The sequence below is a fragment of the Staphylococcus sp. 2S1 genome (genome assembly GCF_046721335.1).
Lineage (GTDB): Bacteria > Bacillota > Bacilli > Staphylococcales > Staphylococcaceae > Staphylococcus > Staphylococcus equorum_A.
In genome coordinates this window covers 2,140,144-2,162,262 of sequence record NZ_JBEUUJ010000003.1, presented here as the reverse complement: position 1 = coordinate 2,162,262, position 22,119 = coordinate 2,140,144, and the positions used below count along the sequence as shown (strand labels likewise).

17 protein-coding genes and 7 pseudogenes are annotated in these 22,119 nt (G+C 32.1%); 21 read left to right on the top strand and 3 right to left on the bottom strand.

The genetic code is table 11. The annotated features are described in order from the left end of the window. Positions 1-16 precede the first annotated feature (16 nt). Positions 17-589: an RBBP9/YdeN family alpha/beta hydrolase gene (locus tag ABLV90_RS11320; protein ID WP_460872880.1), complete on the top strand. Its 573-nt coding sequence runs from the start codon at positions 17-19 to the stop codon at positions 587-589. 17 nt (positions 590-606) lie between these two features. On the opposite strand, the gene ABLV90_RS11315 is transcribed toward ABLV90_RS11320, so the two are convergent. Next, a complete protein-coding gene (locus ABLV90_RS11315) occupies positions 607-1,311 on the bottom strand; it encodes a queuosine precursor transporter (protein WP_427707830.1) in 705 nt (234 codons plus the stop codon). A 240-nt stretch (positions 1,312-1,551) separates the two neighbouring features. Between ABLV90_RS11315 and ABLV90_RS11310 the strand changes: the two genes are divergently transcribed. From ABLV90_RS11310 to sucB, 20 genes and pseudogenes are all read left to right on the top strand, one after another. Further along, entirely contained in the window at positions 1,552-1,746 is a 195-nt protein-coding gene (locus tag ABLV90_RS11310; RefSeq protein ID WP_046465342.1) for a zinc-finger domain-containing protein, read from the top strand. A gap of 12 nt (positions 1,747-1,758) precedes the next feature. Further along, a complete protein-coding gene (locus ABLV90_RS11305; protein ID WP_002507599.1) occupies positions 1,759-2,016 on the top strand; it encodes a NifU N-terminal domain-containing protein in 258 nt (85 codons plus the stop codon). 21 nt (positions 2,017-2,037) lie between these two features. Continuing rightward, the gene (locus ABLV90_RS11300) at positions 2,038-3,153 is read left to right on the top strand and encodes a conserved virulence factor C family protein (protein ID WP_460872654.1); all 1,116 of its coding nucleotides are present in this window, start codon (positions 2,038-2,040) and stop codon (positions 3,151-3,153) included. A 46-nt stretch (positions 3,154-3,199) separates the two neighbouring features. Beyond that, complete coding sequence (gene brxA / locus ABLV90_RS11295) at positions 3,200-3,634, top strand: bacilliredoxin BrxA (RefSeq protein WP_460872653.1); 435 nt, start codon at positions 3,200-3,202, stop codon at positions 3,632-3,634. Between the two features lie 284 nt (positions 3,635-3,918). Continuing rightward, positions 3,919-4,876: pseudogene (locus ABLV90_RS11290) on the top strand (thymidylate synthase). Positions 4,877-4,965: 89 nt separating this feature from the next. Beyond that, positions 4,966-5,451 (top strand): dihydrofolate reductase, encoded by a 486-nt coding sequence (locus tag ABLV90_RS11285; protein WP_069815623.1) that lies wholly within the window; start codon positions 4,966-4,968, stop codon positions 5,449-5,451. Positions 5,452-5,460: 9 nt separating this feature from the next. Next, positions 5,461-6,300 (top strand): DegV family protein, encoded by an 840-nt coding sequence (locus tag ABLV90_RS11280; RefSeq protein WP_460872652.1) that lies wholly within the window; start codon positions 5,461-5,463, stop codon positions 6,298-6,300. Between the two features lie 134 nt (positions 6,301-6,434). Next, entirely contained in the window at positions 6,435-6,962 is a 528-nt protein-coding gene (gene msrA / locus ABLV90_RS11275; RefSeq protein WP_460872651.1) for a peptide-methionine (S)-S-oxide reductase MsrA, read from the top strand. After that, positions 6,955-7,384: pseudogene (gene msrB / locus ABLV90_RS11270) on the top strand (peptide-methionine (R)-S-oxide reductase MsrB). The gene msrA and the pseudogene msrB overlap by 8 nt, the downstream one beginning before the upstream one ends. A gap of 14 nt (positions 7,385-7,398) precedes the next feature. After that, positions 7,399-7,899, top strand: coding sequence for a PTS sugar transporter subunit IIA (locus ABLV90_RS11265; RefSeq protein ID WP_046465335.1), 501 nt, complete (start codon positions 7,399-7,401; stop codon positions 7,897-7,899). After that, positions 7,899-8,120: a YozE family protein gene (locus tag ABLV90_RS11260; RefSeq protein WP_046465334.1), complete on the top strand. Its 222-nt coding sequence runs from the start codon at positions 7,899-7,901 to the stop codon at positions 8,118-8,120. Before ABLV90_RS11265 ends, ABLV90_RS11260 begins: the two co-directional genes overlap by 1 nt. Positions 8,121-8,274: 154 nt before the next feature. Further along, positions 8,275-9,754 (top strand): annotated as a pseudogene (locus ABLV90_RS11255) (S41 family peptidase). A gap of 21 nt (positions 9,755-9,775) precedes the next feature. After that, positions 9,776-10,286, top strand: a pseudogene (locus ABLV90_RS11250) (GNAT family N-acetyltransferase). Between the two features lie 10 nt (positions 10,287-10,296). Next, positions 10,297-11,370, top strand: a complete 1,074-nt coding sequence (locus tag ABLV90_RS11245) for an undecaprenyldiphospho-muramoylpentapeptide beta-N-acetylglucosaminyltransferase (protein ID WP_460872650.1) — start codon at positions 10,297-10,299, stop codon at positions 11,368-11,370. 16 nt (positions 11,371-11,386) lie between these two features. Beyond that, on the top strand, positions 11,387-12,001 hold the full coding sequence (locus ABLV90_RS11240; protein WP_285323160.1) for a phosphatase PAP2 family protein: 615 nt from the start codon (positions 11,387-11,389) through the stop codon (positions 11,999-12,001). 110 nt (positions 12,002-12,111) lie between these two features. After that, a pseudogene (locus ABLV90_RS11235) lies at positions 12,112-13,701 on the top strand (IS3 family transposase). Between the two features lie 606 nt (positions 13,702-14,307). Then, positions 14,308-14,970 (top strand): response regulator transcription factor, encoded by a 663-nt coding sequence (locus ABLV90_RS11230; RefSeq protein WP_069815636.1) that lies wholly within the window; start codon positions 14,308-14,310, stop codon positions 14,968-14,970. After that, positions 14,967-16,323: pseudogene (locus ABLV90_RS11225) on the top strand (ATP-binding protein). Before ABLV90_RS11230 ends, ABLV90_RS11225 begins: the two are co-directional and overlap by 4 nt. Before the next feature lie 198 nt (positions 16,324-16,521). Continuing rightward, a pseudogene (locus ABLV90_RS11220) lies at positions 16,522-19,326 on the top strand (2-oxoglutarate dehydrogenase E1 component). A gap of 13 nt (positions 19,327-19,339) precedes the next feature. After that, entirely contained in the window at positions 19,340-20,605 is a 1,266-nt protein-coding gene (gene sucB, locus ABLV90_RS11215; RefSeq protein WP_460872649.1) for a dihydrolipoyllysine-residue succinyltransferase, read from the top strand. 549 nt (positions 20,606-21,154) lie between these two features. On the opposite strand, the gene ABLV90_RS11210 is transcribed toward sucB, so the two are convergent. Together ABLV90_RS11210 and ABLV90_RS11205 are read right to left on the bottom strand one after the other, a co-directional pair. Continuing rightward, positions 21,155-21,349 carry a cupin domain-containing protein gene (locus tag ABLV90_RS11210; protein ID WP_460872648.1) on the bottom strand — a complete coding sequence of 65 codons (195 nt, stop codon included), beginning with the start codon at positions 21,347-21,349 and terminating at the stop codon, positions 21,155-21,157. 7 nt (positions 21,350-21,356) lie between these two features. Beyond that, positions 21,357-21,704, bottom strand: a complete 348-nt coding sequence (locus ABLV90_RS11205; protein ID WP_460872647.1) for a helix-turn-helix domain-containing protein — start codon at positions 21,702-21,704, stop codon at positions 21,357-21,359. Positions 21,705-22,119 lie beyond the last annotated feature (415 nt).

The following is a 22,119-nucleotide window of genomic DNA, read 5'->3' as shown; positions in this document are numbered from 1 at the left end:
TGATACTTTGAAAAATATGTTTATTATACATGGTTATCAAGCACATACTGATAGCCATTGGTTTCAATGGTTAGTCGCTAAAATGAAAGCTTCTGATTATGATGTCGAAGTCATATATTTACCAGACTCAAATCATCCAGATATAGATCAGTGGTACAAAGCATTACACAATAGTATGGCATATAAATTAAATTCCGAAACGCTTATTGTCGCTCATAGTCTTGGGGTAGTATCCGTGCTTAATTATTTATCTCAACTTCCTCAATGCCCACATATTAAAGGATTATTTTTAGTTTCAGGCTTTAATGAAACATTAAAGAATTTACCAGAATTAGATTATTATATCAAACAAACTAACATTCAGCTTGATCGCATTAATGCTCAACATATTATTACTATTGGTAGCGATTATGATCCTGTTGTTGATATACGTGCAACAGATCGTTTGTCTAAAGCTTTAGGAACTCAAACAATTCATATACCACACCAAGGACACTTTCTAGCTAGCGATGGTTATGTAACATTTGAATATCTAAGAGAACAAATTACTACTGTTTTAAATCAAAAAAACTCTGAAATCGGTATATAACCAATTTCAGAGTTTTTTTAGTAACCTTCATCTAATTTCTGTATTTTACCTTTTCGATACATAGATTTTGCCCAGTAACCGAACGGCACGTTAAATATTGTAGAAATAATTTTCAACAAGTAAGTTGTTATAAAAATTTCAAATACTGCTTCATTTGGCATTGTTCCTAAAAACGCAATAGCTACGAATAATGCTGTATCTATAATATTACTAATTATCGTACTTCCATACGCCCTAATAATAAATGTTCTATCTGAACTGAACACCTTTTTAATCAATGAAAATAGCAGTACATCTAAATGCTGTCCAATGATATATGCAATAACAGAACCTAATGCAATTCTAGGCACAAGATTAAATATTGTATCTAATGCACCTTCCGTCGTGTCCACGGGAGATGGGGTGAAGTGTAACGATAATTGCATGACAATAATCATGACTAACGTTGAACTAAAACCCAACCAAACCGCACGCTTTGCAATTTTCCTACCATATATCTCATTCAAAATGTCAGTAGCTAAATATATCGATGCAAACATTACATTACCTAATGTTGCAGAAATAGTAAAAATATCTACTGTTTTTATTACTTGTATATTAGCGATAATTGTACCAATTGCAATCCAAGCAATTAACCCTTGTTTTCCAAAAAAGCGATACATTGCGACTAATAATAAAAATGTGATTAAAAACGTTAACACACCAAAAACTTCGTTAAACAATTTAAATTCCTCCTAAATTTTGATGATGCGGGTGTTTAGAAACCGCATATTTAACAACTGCATTATCTTATCAGATAAATTAAAAATTGCAAGTATACTTTAAAAATTAATACACATTATTTCTACATTAATCTTAATTGCAAATTTAATATTAAACAATCGTAGTTACAAATGATATAATACTTTCATGCGTCAAATCTTAATATAATTAAATACTTTTATTTACAGAAACACAGGAGAGTGAAGATTATTCTAACTTATTCTGAAAAAGAAGCAATTGATGCGATAGATCATTTAATGAACACCTACTGCAAAGAATGCTTGCTTAAAAATCATATCAGAAAGACTGAAGGAAAAACACAGGCACATCACTTTTGTATAAATGAGTGTTCAATTGGAAAACAAATTAAACAAATAGGAAATGAATTACAATAAGGAGGATTTATCATGGAAATTTTAAATGTAGAAGCAACCCCAAATCCAAATACAATGAAATTTGTATATAGCGTAGAAGGTGGAGACACAAAACCCAACACGTATACTAAAGTAAAAGAAGGACAACCTGAATTTATTAATGCAGTATTAGAAGTAGAGGGTGTTAAATCTATATTCCAAGCTATGGATTTTATTTCAGTTGATAAACAAGCTAATGTTGAGTGGGATGATGTATTACCGAATATATTAGCTACGTTAGAAAGAATATAAATATAACAAGGAGGTTCCTTGATGGAAATTGTTCGTGTTGAACCTACACCAAGTCCAAATACAATGAAAATTGTCTTGAGTGAGAAAAGAGAAGATAATAAATCAAATACGTATACTGCAGTTGCAGAGGGACAGCCTCATTTTATTAATGATGTATTAGCAATAGAAGGCGTTAAGTCTATATTCTATGTCATGGACTTTTTAGCAGTGGACAAAAAGCCGAAATTTGATTGGGAAGATGTTTTACCTAACGTAACTGCAACGTTAAATGAAGACCAAGAAGAAATAAGTGAACCTTTGCCTGATGAACACTATGGAGAGGTTAAGGCTGAAGTATTAAAATTTAAGGGGATTCCTTATCAAATTAAACTTACTACAAGCTCTGAAGAAAAACGCAAACAATTACCAGAAATTTATATAGATAGCATGCTAGCCGCACAAAAAGATAATGATAATATTGTCTTTCTTCGCAAATGGGATGATTTAGGTGTGCGCTACGGTGAATTAGACGATATTATGTCTGAAGTATTTGAAGAAATTACTGCGATTTATCCTGAAGAACGCTTAAAAACACTTGTCCAAGAAGCATTAGCTACAGATATTGTTGTACCAGAAAAACAATATCAACACGTTACGCTTGAAGCTTATCAAGTCACGGATGACTGGAAAGAAAGATTAAGAATGTTAAAATCCTTCCCAACACCAACTGTACAAGATTTCCCATTATTAGGTGAAGCAGTGAGCGATGAGCAAAAAATACCTTTGAGACGTGAAGCTATCGTACTACTTGGAATGGTGGAAGATAAGGCTGTATTACCTTATCTGTTTAAAGGTTTAAATGATAAAAGTCCTGCAGTAAGACGTACGGCAGGAGATTGTTTAAGCGATTTAGGTTTCAAACAAGCGCTACCCGAAATGGAAAAAGCATTGAATGACCCACAAAAAATTGTAAGATGGAGAGCGGCAATGTTTATCTTTGACGAAGGTGGCCCTGAACAACTTGAATCATTAAGAGCACATGCAGATGACCCCGCATACGAAGTAAAACTACAAATAGAGATGGCAATTTCTAGAATTGAAAATGGTGACGAAGCTTTAGGATCCGTTTGGAAACAAATTGCTAACAGAAACAAGTAATTACTGATAAAAATGAATTAAAAGATAAATTTTAGGAGTGTTATCAATGAATGCATATGATGCTTATATGAACGAATTATCTACACAAATGCGTAGTGAATTAACAGAACATGATTTTGAAAGTTTAGAATCTGCTGAAGCAGTTTCTAATTATATGAATAATGTCGCAGCAGATGACACAACTTTTGTAGTTATTAACTCTACATGTGGTTGCGCAACTGGGTTAGCAAGACCTGCAGCAGTGACTGTAGTTGAACAAAACGATAAAAAACCTAGTAATAAAGTCACAGTGTTTGCAGGACAAGACAAGGAAGCTACTGAAGAAATGAGATCATTTATTCAGCAAGTACCGTCAAGTCCATCATTCGCTTTATTTGAAGGTCAAGAATTAAAACATTTTATTCCACGCGAACATATTGAAGGTAGAGATATTCAAGATATTTGTATGGATATCAAAGATGCTTTCGATGAATATTGCTAATTACTTAATTTAATATAATCTGTTATTTTATATTAAATGATAATAGTAATTGGACTTGGATAAATGTTTCTCTAAACCAACTTATCATATCTAACTTATTATTTAAGATATGGTAAGTTGGTTTTTTAAATTTAAAAATAATGCTACATTTTAAACGTTTTCAAAAAAATAATGTATACTTTATATAAAGTGAATTGTTTTTTACACAATTAATAGTAAACTCTTTTAATTGTCAGTAATTTCCAATAAGATAAATATAAATAATAGAAAGGAGTGTGATTGTTATGCTTAATAGTTTTGACCAATCATATCACAATCTATGCGAAGAAATTTTAGACATCGGTAAACAAAAAAATGATCGCACAAATACAGGCACAATTTCAAAATTCGGACATCAATTAAGATTTGACCTCTCGAAAGGATTTCCTTTATTAACAACCAAAAAAGTATCCTTTAAATTAATTGCAACGGAATTATTGTGGTTTATCAAAGGTGATACGAACATTAAATATTTACTCCAATATAATAACAATATTTGGAATGAATGGGCGTTTGAGAATTATGTGAAATCATCAGATTATAAAGGGCCAGATATGACCGATTTTGGACATAGAGCACAAGCAGATGAATCTTTTAATAAACTATATAAGGAAAAAATGCAAAAGTTCAAACAACAGATTTTAAACGATGATGCATTTGCCCAAAAATTTGGTGACTTAGGCAATGTGTATGGTAAACAATGGCGCGACTGGGAAGATAAAAATGGTAACCATTTCGATCAACTTAAGACTGTTATAGAACAAATCAAAAACAATCCGAATTCTCGACGTCATATTGTCTCAGCTTGGAATCCAACTGAAATAGATACCATGGCATTGCCACCATGTCATACGATGTTTCAATTCTATGTACAAGAGGGTAAATTAAGTTGTCAACTTTATCAAAGAAGTGCAGATATATTTTTAGGTGTGCCATTTAATATTGCTAGTTATAGTTTATTAACGCATTTAATTGCGAAAGAATGTGGACTAGAGGTTGGAGAATTTGTGCATACATTTGGCGATGCCCACATTTACGCTAATCATATTGATGCTATAGAAACACAATTATCACGTGATGGTTTTGAACCACCTCAATTAAAAATCAACAGTGATGCTTCTATTTTTGATATCAATTACGAGGATTTGGAAATTATAGATTATAACTCTCATCCAAGCAATAAAAGCACCGATAGCAGTGTAATCTACAAAACGATCAAAATTGATTAATATATGATAATTATTAAAAATTCAAAATAATATTTTACTATATTAGCAGTAGGGAGGAAAAATATGACACTATCAATACTTGTAGCGCATGACCAACAACGTGTTATCGGCGTAGATAACACATTGCCTTGGCATTTACCGAATGACCTTAAACACGTTAAAAAATTAAGTACTAACAATACCCTCGTTATGGGACGCGCAACATTCGACTCTATAGGAAAACCACTTCCTAACAGGCGAAACGTTGTATTAACTAGAAATAAAGCGTTTCAACATGAGGGCGTTGATGTAATTCATTCTATGGATGATATATTTGATTTACCTGGCCATGTTTTCGTATTTGGTGGTCAATCATTATTTGAAGCAATGATTGATAAAGTTGACGATATGTATATCACAGTAATTGAAGATAAATTTGATGGGGATACATTTTTCCCACCTTATACATTCGAAGATTGGGAAGTCGAATCATCAGTAAAAGGGGAATTAGATGACAAAAATACAATTCCTCATACTTTTTTACATTTAATTCGTAAGAAAAATTCATAGGAGGACATTATGATTAAAAAGAAAATTGTAACCGATTCAACTTCAGACTTATCAAATGACTATTTAGTTGAAAATGATATCCATGTTGTACCACTTAACTTAACAATAGATGGAAAATCATATGTAGACCAAGTCGATATCACTTCTGAAGCATATATACAAAGAATTCAGGATGATGCAGATGTTAAAACAAGTCAACCAACGATTGGCAAATTCATTGAGATGTATGATGAATTAGGTGCTGATGGTTCTGAAATCATTAGTATTCATATCACTTCGGGATTAAGTGGTACTTATCAAACTGCACTGCAAGCCAGTCAAATTTCTGATAGCAATGTAACGGTTATAGACTCTAAATCAATTTCTTTTGGTTTAGGTTATCAAATTCAGCACGTTGTAGAATGGAATAATGAGGGTATTGCAACTGAAAAAATTATTGAAAAATTGAATGAATTACAAAAAAACATTAAACTTTATGTTGTTATTGGCCAACTTAATCAACTGATTAAAGGTGGGCGTATTAGTAAAACAAAAGGTTTAATTGGGAATATGATGAAAATTAAGCCGATTGGTACACTTGTTGATGGTAAACTTGAAATGTTACACAATTCACGTACGCAAAATGCAAGTGTTCAATTCTTAAAGAAAGAAATAAGTCACTTTATAGGTGATAGGAATATAAAATCTATTGGTATTGCTCATGCCAATGTCATTGAATTTGTAGATAAGGTTAAAAAGCAATTTTCTGAAGAATTTAATTTCCATCATTTCGATACAAATATAACAACACCTGTTATCTCAACACATGCTGGTCAAGGCGCCATCGGATTAATTGTTTTAAGATCTTAATATGATTTTGCTCCATATATGCTGTTACTATTAATAAGAAAATTTACAGTCCTTATATTATTTATAAACAATTTGATAGCATATCTCTTAAAATAATGGTAACTTTATGACAAAATAGATATAGGAGGTATATTATGGCTTATGCGACATTAGTCGGCGGTTGTTTCTGGTGTTTAGTTAAACCTTTTACTTCTTATCCAGGTATCGAAAATGTTGTTTCTGGTTATAGTGGTGGCCACTTGGATAATCCTACTTATGAAAGTGTAAGTACGAATCAAACTGGTCATGTAGAAGCAGTACAAATCACATATAACTCTGAAATCACTTCCTTCGAAAATATTTTAGATGTTTATTTCAAAACATTTGACCCAACTGATAATGGTGGCCAATTTTTTGATCGTGGTGAACACTACGAACCAGCCATTTTTTATCACAATGAAGAACAAAAGAAAGTCGCAGAAGCAAAAATACAGCAATTAAATGAACAGGCTATTTTTAATAATCCTGTAATTACACCCATCAAACCATATAAAAACTTTTATCCTGCTGAATCACAACATCAAGATTATTATAAAAAAAATCCATTGCATTATGAGCAATATCAACGTGGATCAGGACGTAAAGCATTTATAGAAAAACATTGGGGGGAACAAAATGATTAAAAAAAGCAAAGATAGTTTAAATGAAATGGAATACCTAGTTACACAAGAAAATGGAACAGAACCTCCATTCCAAAATGAGTACTGGAACCATTATGAAAAAGGTATTTATGTCGATAAAATTTCAGGAAAACCTTTATTCACCTCAGAAGAAAAATTTGAATCAGATTGTGGTTGGCCTAGTTTTTCTAAAGCTCTAGATGATGAAGAAGTTGTTGAACTTGTAGATAAAACTTTCGGCATGGTACGTACAGAAGTACGTTCAGATGATGCAAACAGTCATCTCGGTCATGTATTTAATGATGGACCGAAAGAAAGTGGCGGTTTAAGATATTGTATTAATTCCGCAAGCAGTTCAATTTATTCCTTTCGAAAAGCTTGAAGAATTAGGCTATGAAGATTTAATATCACATTTTGAAAAATAAGGAGCGAACAAGATATGTTTAAAAAATTATTCGGCAAAGGTAAAGAAGTCAATAAGGATAGTGTTATTTATGCGCCAATTACAGGGGAATATGTAAAAATTGAAGATATTCCAGACCCAGTTTTCGCACAAAAAATGATGGGCGAAGGTTTTGGAGTAAACCCAACAGAAGGCGAAGTCGTATCACCAATCGACGGAAAAGTAGATAATGTATTTCCAACTAAACATGCTATAGGCTTAAAAGCTGATAATGGTTTAGAATTGCTCGTTCATATCGGTTTAGACACAGTTCAATTGGATGGCAAGGGATTTGAAGTTTTAGTTGAAAGTGGAGATACAGTAAGTGTTGGCGATCCATTATTACGTTTTGACTTAGATTATATTAAAGAAAATGCAAAATCTGTAATTTCACCAATCATTATCACAAATTCTGATAATACCTCATCTCTTAATGTTGCAGATGTAAATTCTATTACTAAAGGCGAGACAAAAATCGTTGATGTGACAATGAACTAATGAAAGATCATTCATTTTATCAATTTGTGCTAACGGCAAGAGGTCGTAAAAACGAAAAAGGTGAATTAGCAGAAGAAATTTTTGATGATTTATCTTTTCCAAGACAAGAGAAAGATTTTCATATTATATCTGATTATATAGAGACACAAGGCAATTATCCCATTTCAATGGCTGTGTTCGATGATTTATATGAAGAATATACAGAATGGCTAAAATTTTAAATCACTTAATGTTTGTGTATATAGATTCAAATATATTAAAATATTATAGTGTCATATAAGTAGTCGGGATTAATCGAATATGGTTCAATCCTAGCTTTTTTATTTTAGTTAAACTTTAATAGGAATTTTTACATATGTAGTAGGAAGTGATTAAATGTCAGATCATAAAGACATACATGAGGAAAACAGTAACGACAGTAATAACGATAATAATCACCAAAATAAATCTAAATTCTTAAATTTCAAACGCAGACCATTTCATTTTATTGATAATAGCTACTGTGATCATCACAGCACTCATTGCAGTATTTGCAACAATTGGCGTTAGTAATTGGAAAAGCGGACTAAATAGTGATCAACGAACAGAAATGCAAAAGGTGCAAAAAGTTTATAAAACTTTAAATAATGAATATTATAAAGAGACAGATTCAGAAAAATTATCTGAAGTCGCTATTGATGGAATGGTAAAAGAGTTAGATGATCCATATTCTGACTATATGACTAAAAAAGAAACGAAATCTTTTAATGAAGATGTTTCTGGAGATTTTGTAGGTATCGGCGCAGAAATGCAAAAGAAAGGCAATAAAATTGAAATCACAAGTCCAATGAAAGGTTCGCCGACTGAAAAAGCAGGTATACAACCTAAAGATGTTGTGACTAAAGTTGATGGTAAATCTATCAAAGGACAACCATTGGAAGCGATTGTAAATAAAGTGCGCGGTAAAAAAGGAACGAATGTAACTCTAACAATTGAAAGAGCTAACCAGGCACACGATATCACGATTGAGCGTGATAAAATACACGTGAAAAGCGTTGAATATGAAAAACAAAATGACATAGGTGTCTTTACTATCAATAAATTCCAAGATAGCACTGCAGGTGAATTAAAATCTTCAATTATCAAAGCACATAAAGATGGCGTCCGTAAAATTGTTTTAGACTTACGTAATAACCCAGGTGGTTTATTAGATGAAGCGATTAAAATGGCTAATATATTTATAGATAAAGGTGAAACCGTTGTACAACTTCAAAAAGGCGATCATAAAGAAGAAATTACAGCTTCTAATGATGCTTTAAAAGAAGCTAAAGACATGGAAGTATCAATTCTTGTCAATAAAGGCTCTGCAAGTGCTTCTGAGGTATTTACAGGTGCTATGAAAGACTATGATAAGGCCAAGGTTTATGGTTCTAAAACATTTGGTAAGGGAATTGTTCAAACAACAAATGAGTTTGACGATGGATCATTATTAAAATTCACCAACATGAAATGGCTAACACCACATTCACATTACATTCATGGTAAGGGAATTAAACCGGATGTAAAAATTAATGAACCAGAATACCAAACATTAAATGTTATACCTAATGATAAAACATTTGAGTTGGGTGATAGCGATAAAAATGTTAAAACAATGAAGGTTGGATTATCTGCATTGGGTCATAAAGTAAATAATAATTCTAATGAATTTGATAATGCTTTGCAATCTGCTATTGAATCATTCCAAAAAGAAAATAATTTGGAAGTAAATGGCACATTCGACAAAAAAACAAATGAAAAATTCACCCAAGCGCTTGTCAACAAAGCAAATAAAGAGGATACTGTTTTACAAAATCTTCTTAAAAAATTAAATTAACTATAGAGAGGTACTATTTCTATGATTAGAATTGCTAACAAAAACGATTTATCAAGTGTTCTAAAAATTGTAAAAGAAGCTAAAGCAATCATGAAACAAGATAATAATAACCAATGGGATGAACAATATCCTTTGGAGCAAGCATTTCAAAGAAGACATACAAAAAGAAACACTTTATGTACTTGAAGAAACTTCTATAATTTATGCTTTTATAGTTGTCGACCAACAACAATCAGAGTGGTATGATGAACTAGAATGGCCAATCGACAGAAGTGGTGCATATGTAATCCACAGACTTGCTGTTTCATCAGCATATAAAGGTGTCGCTACTCAATTATTTAACTTTGCTGTTAACCTTGCACTTGATGATAATATTCACGTTATAGTGACAGATACATTTGCATTAAACAAACGTGCACAAGGTCTGTTTAATAAATTGGGCTTTAATAAAGTAGGCGAGGCAGAAATTGATTACCCTCCTTTTGATAAAGGAGAACCCTTTTATGCCTATTATAAAAAATTAGAAGAATAGAGGTTACAATATGACGAAAATCGCATTTACTGGGGGAGGCACTGTTGGACATGTCTCAGTCAATTTAAGTTTAATACCCACTGCCTTGGAAGAAGGTTATGAAACCTTTTACATCGGTTCAAAAAAAGGAATTGAACGCGAGATGATAGAATCTCAATTACCTAAAATCAAATATCATTCAATTTCTAGTGGTAAATTAAGACGTTATATTTCTTGGGACAATATAAAAGACGTATTTAAAGTATTAAAAGGTGTATTAGATGCGAGAAAAGTATTAAAGAAAGAGAAACCTGATTTATTATTTTCAAAAGGTGGTTTTGTATCTGTGCCAGTAGTTATGGTCGCAAAATCTTTGAAGATTCCAACAATAATTCATGAATCAGATTTAACGCCTGGCTTAGCTAACAAGATTTCACTCAAATTTGCTAAGAAAATCTACACTACTTTTGAAGATACATTGCAGTATCTCCCTAAGGATAAAGCAGATTTCGTCGGCGCAACAGTACGTGAAGATTTGAAAACTGGAGATAAAAACCGAGGATATCAACTCACTAAATTTACTAATGATAAAAAAGTATTGCTCGTTATGGGTGGTAGTCTAGGTAGTAAAAAATTAAATGAAATCATACGACAAAATTTAGACGCACTGAATGAAAACTATCAAGTTGTACATTTAACTGGTAAGGGCTTGTTAGAAAAGCAATATTCAAATAAAGATGGTTATATTCAATTTGAATTCGTGAAAGATGATTTAACAGACCTTTTAGCAATTACTGATACGGTTATTAGTCGTGTCGGCTCAAATGCGATTTATGAATTTTTAGCACTTAGAATTCCTATGTTATTAATTCCACTTGGTTTAGATCAATCCCGTGGTGATCAAATTGATAACGCTAAGAATTTTGAATCTAAAGGTTTTGGTAAAACATTACCAGAGGATACGTTAACTGAAACACAATTAATCACACAGCTTAATGAAATTGAAGCTAACCGTGAATCAATAGTTAAACAAATGCAAACATATAAAGAAAGCTATACGCGTCAAGATTTATTCAATAAAATTATTAATGACGCACTAAACTAATGGGAGGTCATATGCAATGAGTCGATGGAAACGAATTTCATTATTAATCATTTTCACTTTAATATTTGGCATCATTGCATTCTTTCATGAATCTAGATTAGGAAAATGGATTGATAATGAAGTATACGAATTTATATATTCTTCTGAAAGTTTTATTACGACTACTTTCTTCTTAGGCGTAACTAAGATTGGTGAAGTATGGGCAATGGTTTGTTTGTCACTACTACTAATTGCTTATTTAATGCTAAAACGATTAAATATTGAGGCTTTGTTTTTTGCTATCGCAATGAGTTTATCGGGGACTTTAAATCCTTTGCTAAAGAACCTCTTTGATAGAGAACGTCCAACATTATTAAGGCTCATTGATATTTCTGGGTTTAGCTTCCCAAGTGGTCATGCTATGGGCTCCGCCACATTCTTTGGCAGTACGATGTATATCGCTAATCGAGTGCTACAAGGTAAATCTAAAGCATTTATGATAGGATTATCTGCATTATTTATCATTTTAATATCATCATCTCGCGTATACCTAGGTGTTCACTATCCAACTGATATCATTGCCGGAATCATTGGTGGCGCCTTCTGTGTGGTACTACCAACGCTTATTTTAAGACATAAACTACAAGTTTAGTATTTATTGATAGTTTATCAACACTAAATCAACTAGATATATGTTACATCTAGTTGATTAGTCTGCCGAAAAGTCACTGATATGCTCCCTCCAAAGTAGACATTTAAAAAATGAAAACTTTGGAGGGAATTTTTATGTCTAAAACTTATAAAGTAAATACAGAAACTTTTCTTTTAGCTTTTAGAATGATGGAAAATGGTGTAAGTGCTTCAAGCGTTATAAAAGAACTGAATATAAATTTAAGTAAATCAATGTTAAATGAAAAATATAGCAATTTTAAAATCAATGGTATTAAATCTATAATGCCATCTTTAAAAAATAATACCTATTCTAAACATTTCAAAAGAAACGTTGTGGAGGAATATTTCAATACTGAATTATCAAGTTATGACTTAGCTTATAAGTATAATATTCCTAGTTCGGGTACTGTTAGATCTTGGATAAAACGTTATACTGAGGGTACAGAAAACAAAACATATTCCCCTAAATCCGAGGTGTATACAATGAAGGCTAGAAAAACAACTTTAAATGAACGTATTGAAATTGTTGAATATTATATCGCGAATGAAATGAACTATAAGGCGACTCGCCGAGAAATTCAATGTGACCTATGGTCAACTATATAACTGGGTAAAAAAATACAAAGAACATGGTAGTGATGGTCTAATTGATAGTCGTGGTAAGCATAAACCTAAATCAATTATGACGGATGAAGAAGTGTTGAAAGCTGAAATCAAAGCTTTGAAAGAGCGTAATAAATATTTACAAATGGAAAATGAAGTATTAAAAAAGGAGGAAATTATAGAAAGAGAGTTGATGAATCAAAAATCAGACAACAGGCATCGTACAAAACGATAGAAGCATTAAAATACAAATATCCAATCTTAAAATCATGTGAAATATTAGGAGTTTCCAGATCGGGTTATTATAAATGGCTTCATCGAACAGTAAGCAAATTAGAACAGGAAAACTTAGATTTAATGGATACTATTCAAACAATATACGATAAATATAAAGGGATTTATGGTTATCGTCGAATCTACATATACATTCGCCTCAAATTAGGAAAAACAGTTAATCATAAGCGTATTTATAGATTGATGAATAAAATGAATTTAAAAGCTACTATTCGTAAGAAGAAAAAGAGGTACATTAAAAGCAAACCTACGGTTACTGCAGAAAACATTTTAAATCGTCAGTTTAATGAATCACGTCCTAATACCAAGTGGCTGACAGATACTACTGAATTCAAAACCAAAACAGGACAAAAAGTTTATTTAAGTGCTATATACGATTTAGGTTCAAAGAAGATTATCAGTTATGAAATGAATACAACTAATAATAATGAGTATGTTTTCAACACGCTTAGAAAGGCAATTAACCAAGTTGATAATACCCAAGGTATTGTATTTCACAGTGATAGAGGCTTCCAATACACAAATAGCAGATTCAAGAAAATATTGGATGAAAACAAAATGATACAGAGTATGTCTCGTGTTAGTCGCTGTATAGATAACGGGCCGATGGAAGGTGTTTGGGGCATTATTAAAAGTGAGATTTATAAAGGAAATAAAAATTACACATTTGAAACTGTTAAATTAGCTAAAAAAGTTATAAGTGAATATATAAACTTTTTTAATAACGATCGAATTACATTAAAAATGGCTGACCGCATACCTAAAGGTATGAAGTCAGCCTAAAACAAATTTCAATTATTTAGTTGTCTACTTGACTGGGTGCAGTTCACACTGACTTTTCGGCAGTTTTTTATTTATGATTTTGAAAATATCTTGTTTGAATTTTGAATTGCAAAAAAAACAAGCCAAACGTCGATATTAACGTTTGGCTTGCCTCAATTTTGAGCAACTTGATATATAACGAATCTTGTTGCTTTTTGTGTCAAAATTTATTATAAAAACCGATTTTACAATGTAAAACCGGTTTTTATATTCACGTTGTCTCGCAACGTTAGTCTTTTACGGGCATATAAAAGGGGATATTTCTGAAAATGATCAATCCAATAAGATCGAAATTCGTGTGGGGGGAATGTCTTATATTTGGAATTGATAATCATTTTCAATTACATTATACAATACTGAGAATTATTGTCAATTAGAATTAAAGAATTTTTATAGATTCTTATATTTATCAAGACTTAATAACCTTTAAAATGCAATACGAGGGGATATAATACGATTTACTTGTTTAAGTATACCTCGTATACAAACAACAAATATTATACAATTATTAGTAATAACTTCCTACATTGTGTATTATCATTTAAAATATAATTTGAGGTGCAACTTATGACAAAAATATTAATAGTAGAAGATGAACAAAATCTTGCTCGCTTTATAGAACTTGAACTTGAACACGAAAATTACACTGTAGATATAGAATACGATGGACGTCCTGGTTTAGAAAAAGCATTATCAAATAACTATGATCTTATACTTTTGGATTTGATGCTACCAAATATCAATGGCTTAGAAATCTGCCGTCAAATTCGTCAAAAGCAAACAACGCCAATTATTATTATTACTGCTAAAAGCGATACCTATGATAAAGTCGCAGGTTTAGATTATGGCGCTGATGATTATATTGTTAAACCATTTGATATAGAAGAATTACTAGCTAGAATACGTGCTATGCTACGTAGACAGCCACAAAAGAACGTCATTGATATCAAGGGTATCATTATAGACAAAGACGCTTTTAAGGTCACTGTAGAGGGCGAATCCTTAGATTTAACAAAAACAGAATATGACTTATTATATTTACTTGCTGTTAATAAAAATCATGTTTTGCAGAGAGAACAAATTATCACGGATGTTTGGGGATATGATACCGAGGTTGAAACAAATGTTGTTGATGTTTATATTCGTTATTTAAGAAACAAACTCAAACCATATGGTAAAGATAAATACATCGAAACCGTTCGTGGCGTTGGCTATGTGGTTAGACAATGAAGCAAAGAAAATTAAAAACAAAATGGATGATGATAACAACAACAATAACGTTTTCAACAATATTTATTTTTAGTTTGATTATTATATTCTTCTTAAGCAATAGTTTACGTCACAATGAATTTACTGAGGCAGAACGAAGTTCGTCAGATATTGTAAACCTTTTTGAAACTAAGCATATGAAAGATATCACACCTTTAGATTTAAATGCTTCTTTAGGCAACTTTCAAAAGGTAATACTTTATAGTGACAATGGTGACAAATTAATGGAGACTTCAAATGATAATACGATCAATTACACACCAAATTTTGCGGCTAAAGATGCGAATCAAGCTTCAATTAAAAATCATCATAATACGGAATACCTGACTATAACGCAACACATCGATTCTCAAAGTTTCAAAGGGTATAGTGTAATCGTCCATTCATTAGAAAGCTATAACACACTCGTAAATTCTTTATATTTTATTGCGCTTATTTTCGGCATCATTGCAACGTTTATCACTGCGATTATAAGTTACTTTTTCTCATCACAAATTACAAAGCCATTAATTTTGATGTCTAACAAAATGCAACAAATACGTAGAGACGGTTTCCAAGAAAAAGTAGAGTTAACTACAAACTATGAAGAAACAGATAATTTAATCGTTACTTTTAACGAAATGATGTTCCAATTAGAAGAATCTTTTAATCAACAAAGACAATTCGTGGAAGACGCTTCTCACGAATTACGTACGCCATTACAAATTATCCAAGGTCACTTAAATTTAATTCAACGTTGGGGAAAAAAAGATGCGACAATACTTGAAGAATCTTTAGACATTTCCTTAGAAGAAATGATGAGAATTACAAAATTAGTAGAAGAGCTTCTCTTACTCACTAAAGATAATAATAATAGTCGAGATGGAGATATCGAAAATGTAGACATTAATCAGGAAATTACTTCTCGTATAAAATCTTTAAAACAATTACATCAGGACTATAAATTTGAATTTGAAGCTTATCCTAAACCACTTAATATTAAAATAAATCGTTACCAATTAGAACAAATATTAATTATCTTCATTGATAACGCTATGAAATATGATCAAGCATAACAAACATATTCATATCCAAACCAATCTTAGAAACAAACAAATTTCTATTGAGATAACAGACCACGGTGTTGGTATTCCTAAAGAAGATATTGAATTTATTTTTGACCGTTTCTATAGAGTCGATAAATCACGTTCACGTAAATTAGGTGGCAATGGCCTCGGTCTATCTATTGCTAAAAAAATAATTGAATTGAATCATGGCACTATACAAGTTGAAAGTGAAATAGGTAAATATACTACTTTTAAAATTACTTTTTAACACGTGAAATCTAGCATTAAAAAAGTTTAAATTTAGCAAAACATACGTTACATTATTATATATATTACAAAAGTAACAGAATCTATTTAATTTAGATTCTGTTTTTTCATATAACTAGGCTATTGGTACTTTAATTTGCGCCTGTTTAATGCTATTATTGATTTGTAAGCGTTTCAACTATTTTGTGGAGGGTGTAATATGAGCAACGAAAGACAGGTTTCCGAGGCACCTGTAAATTTCGGGGCAAATCTTGGATATGTTTTAGATTTATATGACGTATATCTAAATGATCCGACTTCAGTCCCTGAAGATTTGCAAGTCCTATTTAGTACAATCAAAAACGGTGAAGCTAACATCGTAACAAATACTGAAGGTCAAAGTAATGTGACTAAAGGTGATAGCACAATCAAACGTGTTATGCGCTTAATAGATAATATCCGCCAATATGGGCATTTATTAGCAGATATTTATCCAGTCAATAGACCTGTAAGAGAAAATGTTCCAAAGTTAAACTTTGAAGATTTCAATTTAGACAAAGAAACACTTGAATCTATTTCTGCAGGTATCGTATCAGAGCATTTCAAAGATATTTATGACAATGCTTATGAAGCTATTGTACGTATGGAAAAACGTTACAAAGGACCAATCGCCTTTGAGTACACGCATATCAACAACAATAGAGAACGTGTATGGTTAAAACGCAGAATTGAAACACCGTACAAAGCAACTTTAAATGACAATCAAAAAATCGAACTTTTTAAAAATTTAGCCCACGTTGAAGGTTTTGAAAAATATCTACACAAAAACTTTGTAGGCGCAAAACGCTTTTCAATTGAAGGTGTAGATACATTAGTCCCAATGTTACAGCAAACTTTAAAACTTGCGAGTGACGAAGGTATTCAAAACATTCAAATTGGTATGGCTCACCGTGGGAGATTAAACGTACTCACACATGTTTTAGAAAAGCCATATGAAATGATGATTTCTGAATTTATGCACACAGATCCAATGAAGTTTTTACCAGAAGACGGAAGCTTAAAATTAACTTCTGGTTGGTCTGGCGATGTTAAATATCACCTTGGTGGCGTGAAAACGACGCGTTCATATGGTAGTGAACAACGTATTTCATTAGCTAATAACCCAAGTCATTTAGAAATCGTAGCACCTGTTGTTTTAGGGAAAACACGCGCAACACAAGACAACACAGATAAACCTGGTGCAGTAACAACGGAATTCGAAAAATCTATGCCAATATTAATTCATGGTGACGCAGACTTATCCTGGCCAAGGCATTAATTTTGAAGCAATGAACTTAGGTAGCCTTGATGGTTATTCTACTGGTGGTACTCTGCACGTTATTACAAATAACCGTATCGGCTTTACAACAGAACCTGAAGAAGGTCGTTCTACAACATATTCTTCAGATGTAGCTAAAGGATATGATGTGCCAATTATGCATGTTAATGCAGACAACGTTGAAGCAACAATTGAAGCAATTGAAATTGCTATGGCTTTCAGAAAAGAATTCCATAAAGATGTTGTTATTGACTTAGTTGGTTACCGTCGATATGGTCATAACGAAATGGATGAACCATCAATCACAAATCCACTACAATATCATGAAATACGTAAACATGACTCCGTTGAACTTTTATACGGAAGACAGCTCGTAGATGAGCATATTATTACAGAAGATCAAATGAATAATATTATGGATGAAGTACAAAAATCATTACGAGCAGACTCATGACAAAATTGATAAAAATGATAAAATGGATAATCCAAATATGCAAAAACCAGATGACTTGGCAGAACCAATTCAAAGCCAAGATACTGAATTGAGTTTTGAACAACTTAAAGAAATTAATGATGCGATGCTTACGTATCCTTCAAATTTCAATGTATTGAAGAAACTTAATAAAGTATTAGACAAACGTAGAGAGCCATTTGAAAAAGAAGATGGATTAGTTGACTGGGCTCAAGCAGAACAATTAGCTTTTGCGACAATTACTCAAAATGGCAATCCAATACGCTTAACAGGGCAAGATAGCGAACGTGGTACTTTCAGTCACCGCCATGCAGTCTTACATGACCCAGAGACTGGCGAGAAGTACACACCGTTACATCATGTACCTGATCAAAAAGCGACGTTTGAAGTACGTAACTCACCATTATCAGAAGTCGCAGTAGTTGGCTTTGAATATGGTTATAACGTTCAAAATAAATCATGTATGACAATTTGGGAAGCACAATATGGTGATTTTTCAAATATGTCTCAAATGATTTTTGATAACTTCTTATTTAGTTCAAGAGCTAAATGGGGTGAACGTGCTCGCTTTAACATTATTGTTACCTCATTCATTTGAAGGACAAGGACCAGAACATTCATCTGCACGTTTAGAAAGATTCTTGCAACTTGCAGGAGAAAATAATGCGACAATCGTTAATTTATCTAGTTCAAGTAACTATTTCCATTTATTACGCGCACAAGTCGCTACATTAGGTACAGAATCTATGAGACCTTTAGTAGTAATGTCACCGAAAAGCTTATTACGTAATAAAACAGTAGCAGATCCTATTAGTAAATTTACTACGGGCAAATTTGAAGCGATTTTACCAGAAGAACATCAAAAAGACACTGTAAGAAAAGTTATTTTAGCTTCAGGAAAAATGTTTATTGATTTAAAAGAATATTTGGCTCAAAATCCGAATGATTCTATATTAATTGTTGCAGTAGAGAGACTTTACCCATTCCCTGTAACAGAAATCGAAGCATTGTTAAATGAATTGCCGAATTTAGAAAACGTAGCTTGGGTACAAGAAGAACCTAAGAACCAAGGTGCATGGTCATTTGTTTATCCTTATCTAAAAGAATTAACTACAGATAAATACGATTTAAGTTATCATGGTCGTATACAACGTTCGGCACCGGCTGAAGGTGATGGTGAAATCCACAAACTCGTTCAAAATATGATACTCGAACAAAGTACAAAAATTAACTAGGGGGAAGTCAAGCATGCCAGAGGTAAAAGTTCCAGAATTAGCAGAATCCATAACAGAAGGTACCATTGCAGAATGGTTAAAACAAGTAGGCGATAACGTAGATAAAGGTGAAGCTATCGTTGAACTAGAAACAGATAAAGTAAACGTTGAAGTTGTTTCAGAAGAAGCAGGCGTTCTTCAAGAATTACTTGCAAACGAAGGCGATACAGTTGAAGTAGGTCAATCTATCGCTGTTGTTGGAGAAGGTAGCGGAAACAACGCTTCTGAAACACCGACTAAACAAGATGACGCTAAAGACGATTCATCATCAGAAAAAGCTCAACCACAACAATCTGAAACGCAAAATGATAAATCAGAAGAAAAAGATCAAGACAACGGACAACGTGTTAATGCAACACCTTCAGCACGTAAATATGCTCGTGAAAAAGGTATCGACTTATCTGAAGTAGCAAGACAGTCAAATGATGTTGTAAGAAAAGAACATGTTGATCAAAGTCAAAATCAAGCAAGCTCAAAACAATCAGCTCCAACCGCTAAAGAAGAAGCGAAAAAACCGGCACAACAAAATCCATCAAAACCAGTAGTGAGAGAAAAAATGTCTCGTCGTAAGAAAACAGCTGCTAAAAAATTATTAGAAGTTTCTAATAACACAGCTATGTTAACTACATTTAACGAAATCGATATGACGAACGTAATGAATTTACGTAAACGTAAAAAAGAACAATTCATTAAAGATCATGATGGTACTAAACTCGGCTTCATGTCATTCTTTACAAAAGCGACTGTTGCGGCGCTGAAAAAATTCCCAGGTGTGAATGCTGAGATTGACGGCGACGATATGATTACTAAACAATTCTATGATATCGGTGTTGCAGTATCTACTGACGACGGTTTACTTGTTCCATTCGTAAGAGATTGTGACAAGAAAAACTTTGCTGAAATCGAAGAAGAAATTGGCAATTTAGCTAAAAAAGCACGCGATAAAAAACTCGGCCTAGACGATATGGTAAATGGTTCATTCACAATTACTAATGGTGGTATCTTTGGTTCAATGATGTCTACACCAATCATTAATGGTAGCCAAGTCGCTATTCTAGGTATGCACTCAATTATTACACGTCCAATTGCTGTCGATGCAGATACAATCGAAAACCGTCCAATGATGTACATTGCATTAAGCTATGATCACAGAATCATTGATGGTAAAGAAGCAGTAGGATTCTTAAAAATGATTAAAGATTTAATTGAAAATCCAGAAGATTTACTATTAGAATCTTAATCCACAACACAAAATAGTTTATTAATCCCAATACAACGGCGCTAAGCGTCGTTGTATTTTTTGTTTTTAAAATTTTAATTACTCTAAAATCCAAATAAGAGGCGTGAACATGAAATCAAAATTCGACTTCGTATTCACGCCCCCAAAACTAATCCAAAAACAAATACGATGATTAATAATATCAAGCCACACGTTAAACAAATATAACCGGAAACCTTTGAGCGTTGTCTTAGAAGAAAAATACTTAAACTAATTATGGCAACGCTTAAAATCAACAATGCTATTAAGTTTAACCATGAATTTAATAAAAATAGATAGTATTAGAAAATCGAGTTATGTCTTTGACTATGCTTAACAGATACATGGAATTTTAAAAAATATGCTCATTTAAAAGGACATATACAACAACAATAACTAAAAAGGCATATTTGATCACAAAATAAGACATTAACTCAAAATCGTACTTAAATTACAATGTGAGCGATCAAGCATAAAGTAATTTATATTTTTATTACAACTCTGAAAAAGTTAAATATTTCTGCAAAGAAATTAATAATGCACAATCATATTAAATCGAACTGATGAAATATTTTCATTTGAGTAAAAATGGAAGATATTGGCGTTAAATTGGATAGATTCATCTTTATGAACCGTATAGTTATCTCCATCCAATTTAAGCGTTAGTGTACCTTCATAAACCGTTATGTACTCTATAGATCCAGAACCATGTGGCGATTCTTTCATAAGACCTTCAGTGCTCTATAATAACCATATGACTCTCAAACTTTTTCTCAATATCAAACTTAAAAAATGGATATACTTTATATTTATTGTCATCTGAAGTTAATGGATTCAATTCATTCGCAGATATCTTTCTAATATTTTCAATATTTTCTTGTGTAAGTTCAGAGAATGAAACTCTTAAACCGTTAGCTATTTTCCATAATGTTGTAATCGATGGAATAGATTCTTTACGTTCAATTTGCCCAAGCATCGTTTTACTTACTTCAGTCAAAGTGGATAAATGTTCTAGTGAATATCCATTTTGTTTTCTATATAACTTAAGATTTTCAGCAATAATATCATTAATTTCTTTCATAGATCTTTCCGCCTTTATTTTATAATCTAACGCATGGAAAATTCATTCCAAGTCTTAAAACGTTATAACGTCATTATACACGTTATAACGTTTTATGCGAGAGGGAGGTGGTAATGATACTGTTGTAAAAGCTATAAACCTTGTAGCATCAGTGTCCTTACCACTATTTACTAATTTAAACATTCTGGATTTTAAACACGTAAAACAGCAGATTTCATGTTTAAAATCTATACTAGTTACGATATTTCTATTTATTCTAATGACTACAGTTCATTATTCTATTTCAATAACAAGCTTATTATATTAAATTTTCGACCATTCAAATAATGATTACTAACCGTTGAATATTGCTTGAGCATAAACATAATTTTTGTATCTTTAAAAGCATAGATGCATTATTTATTATGTTAAGTAC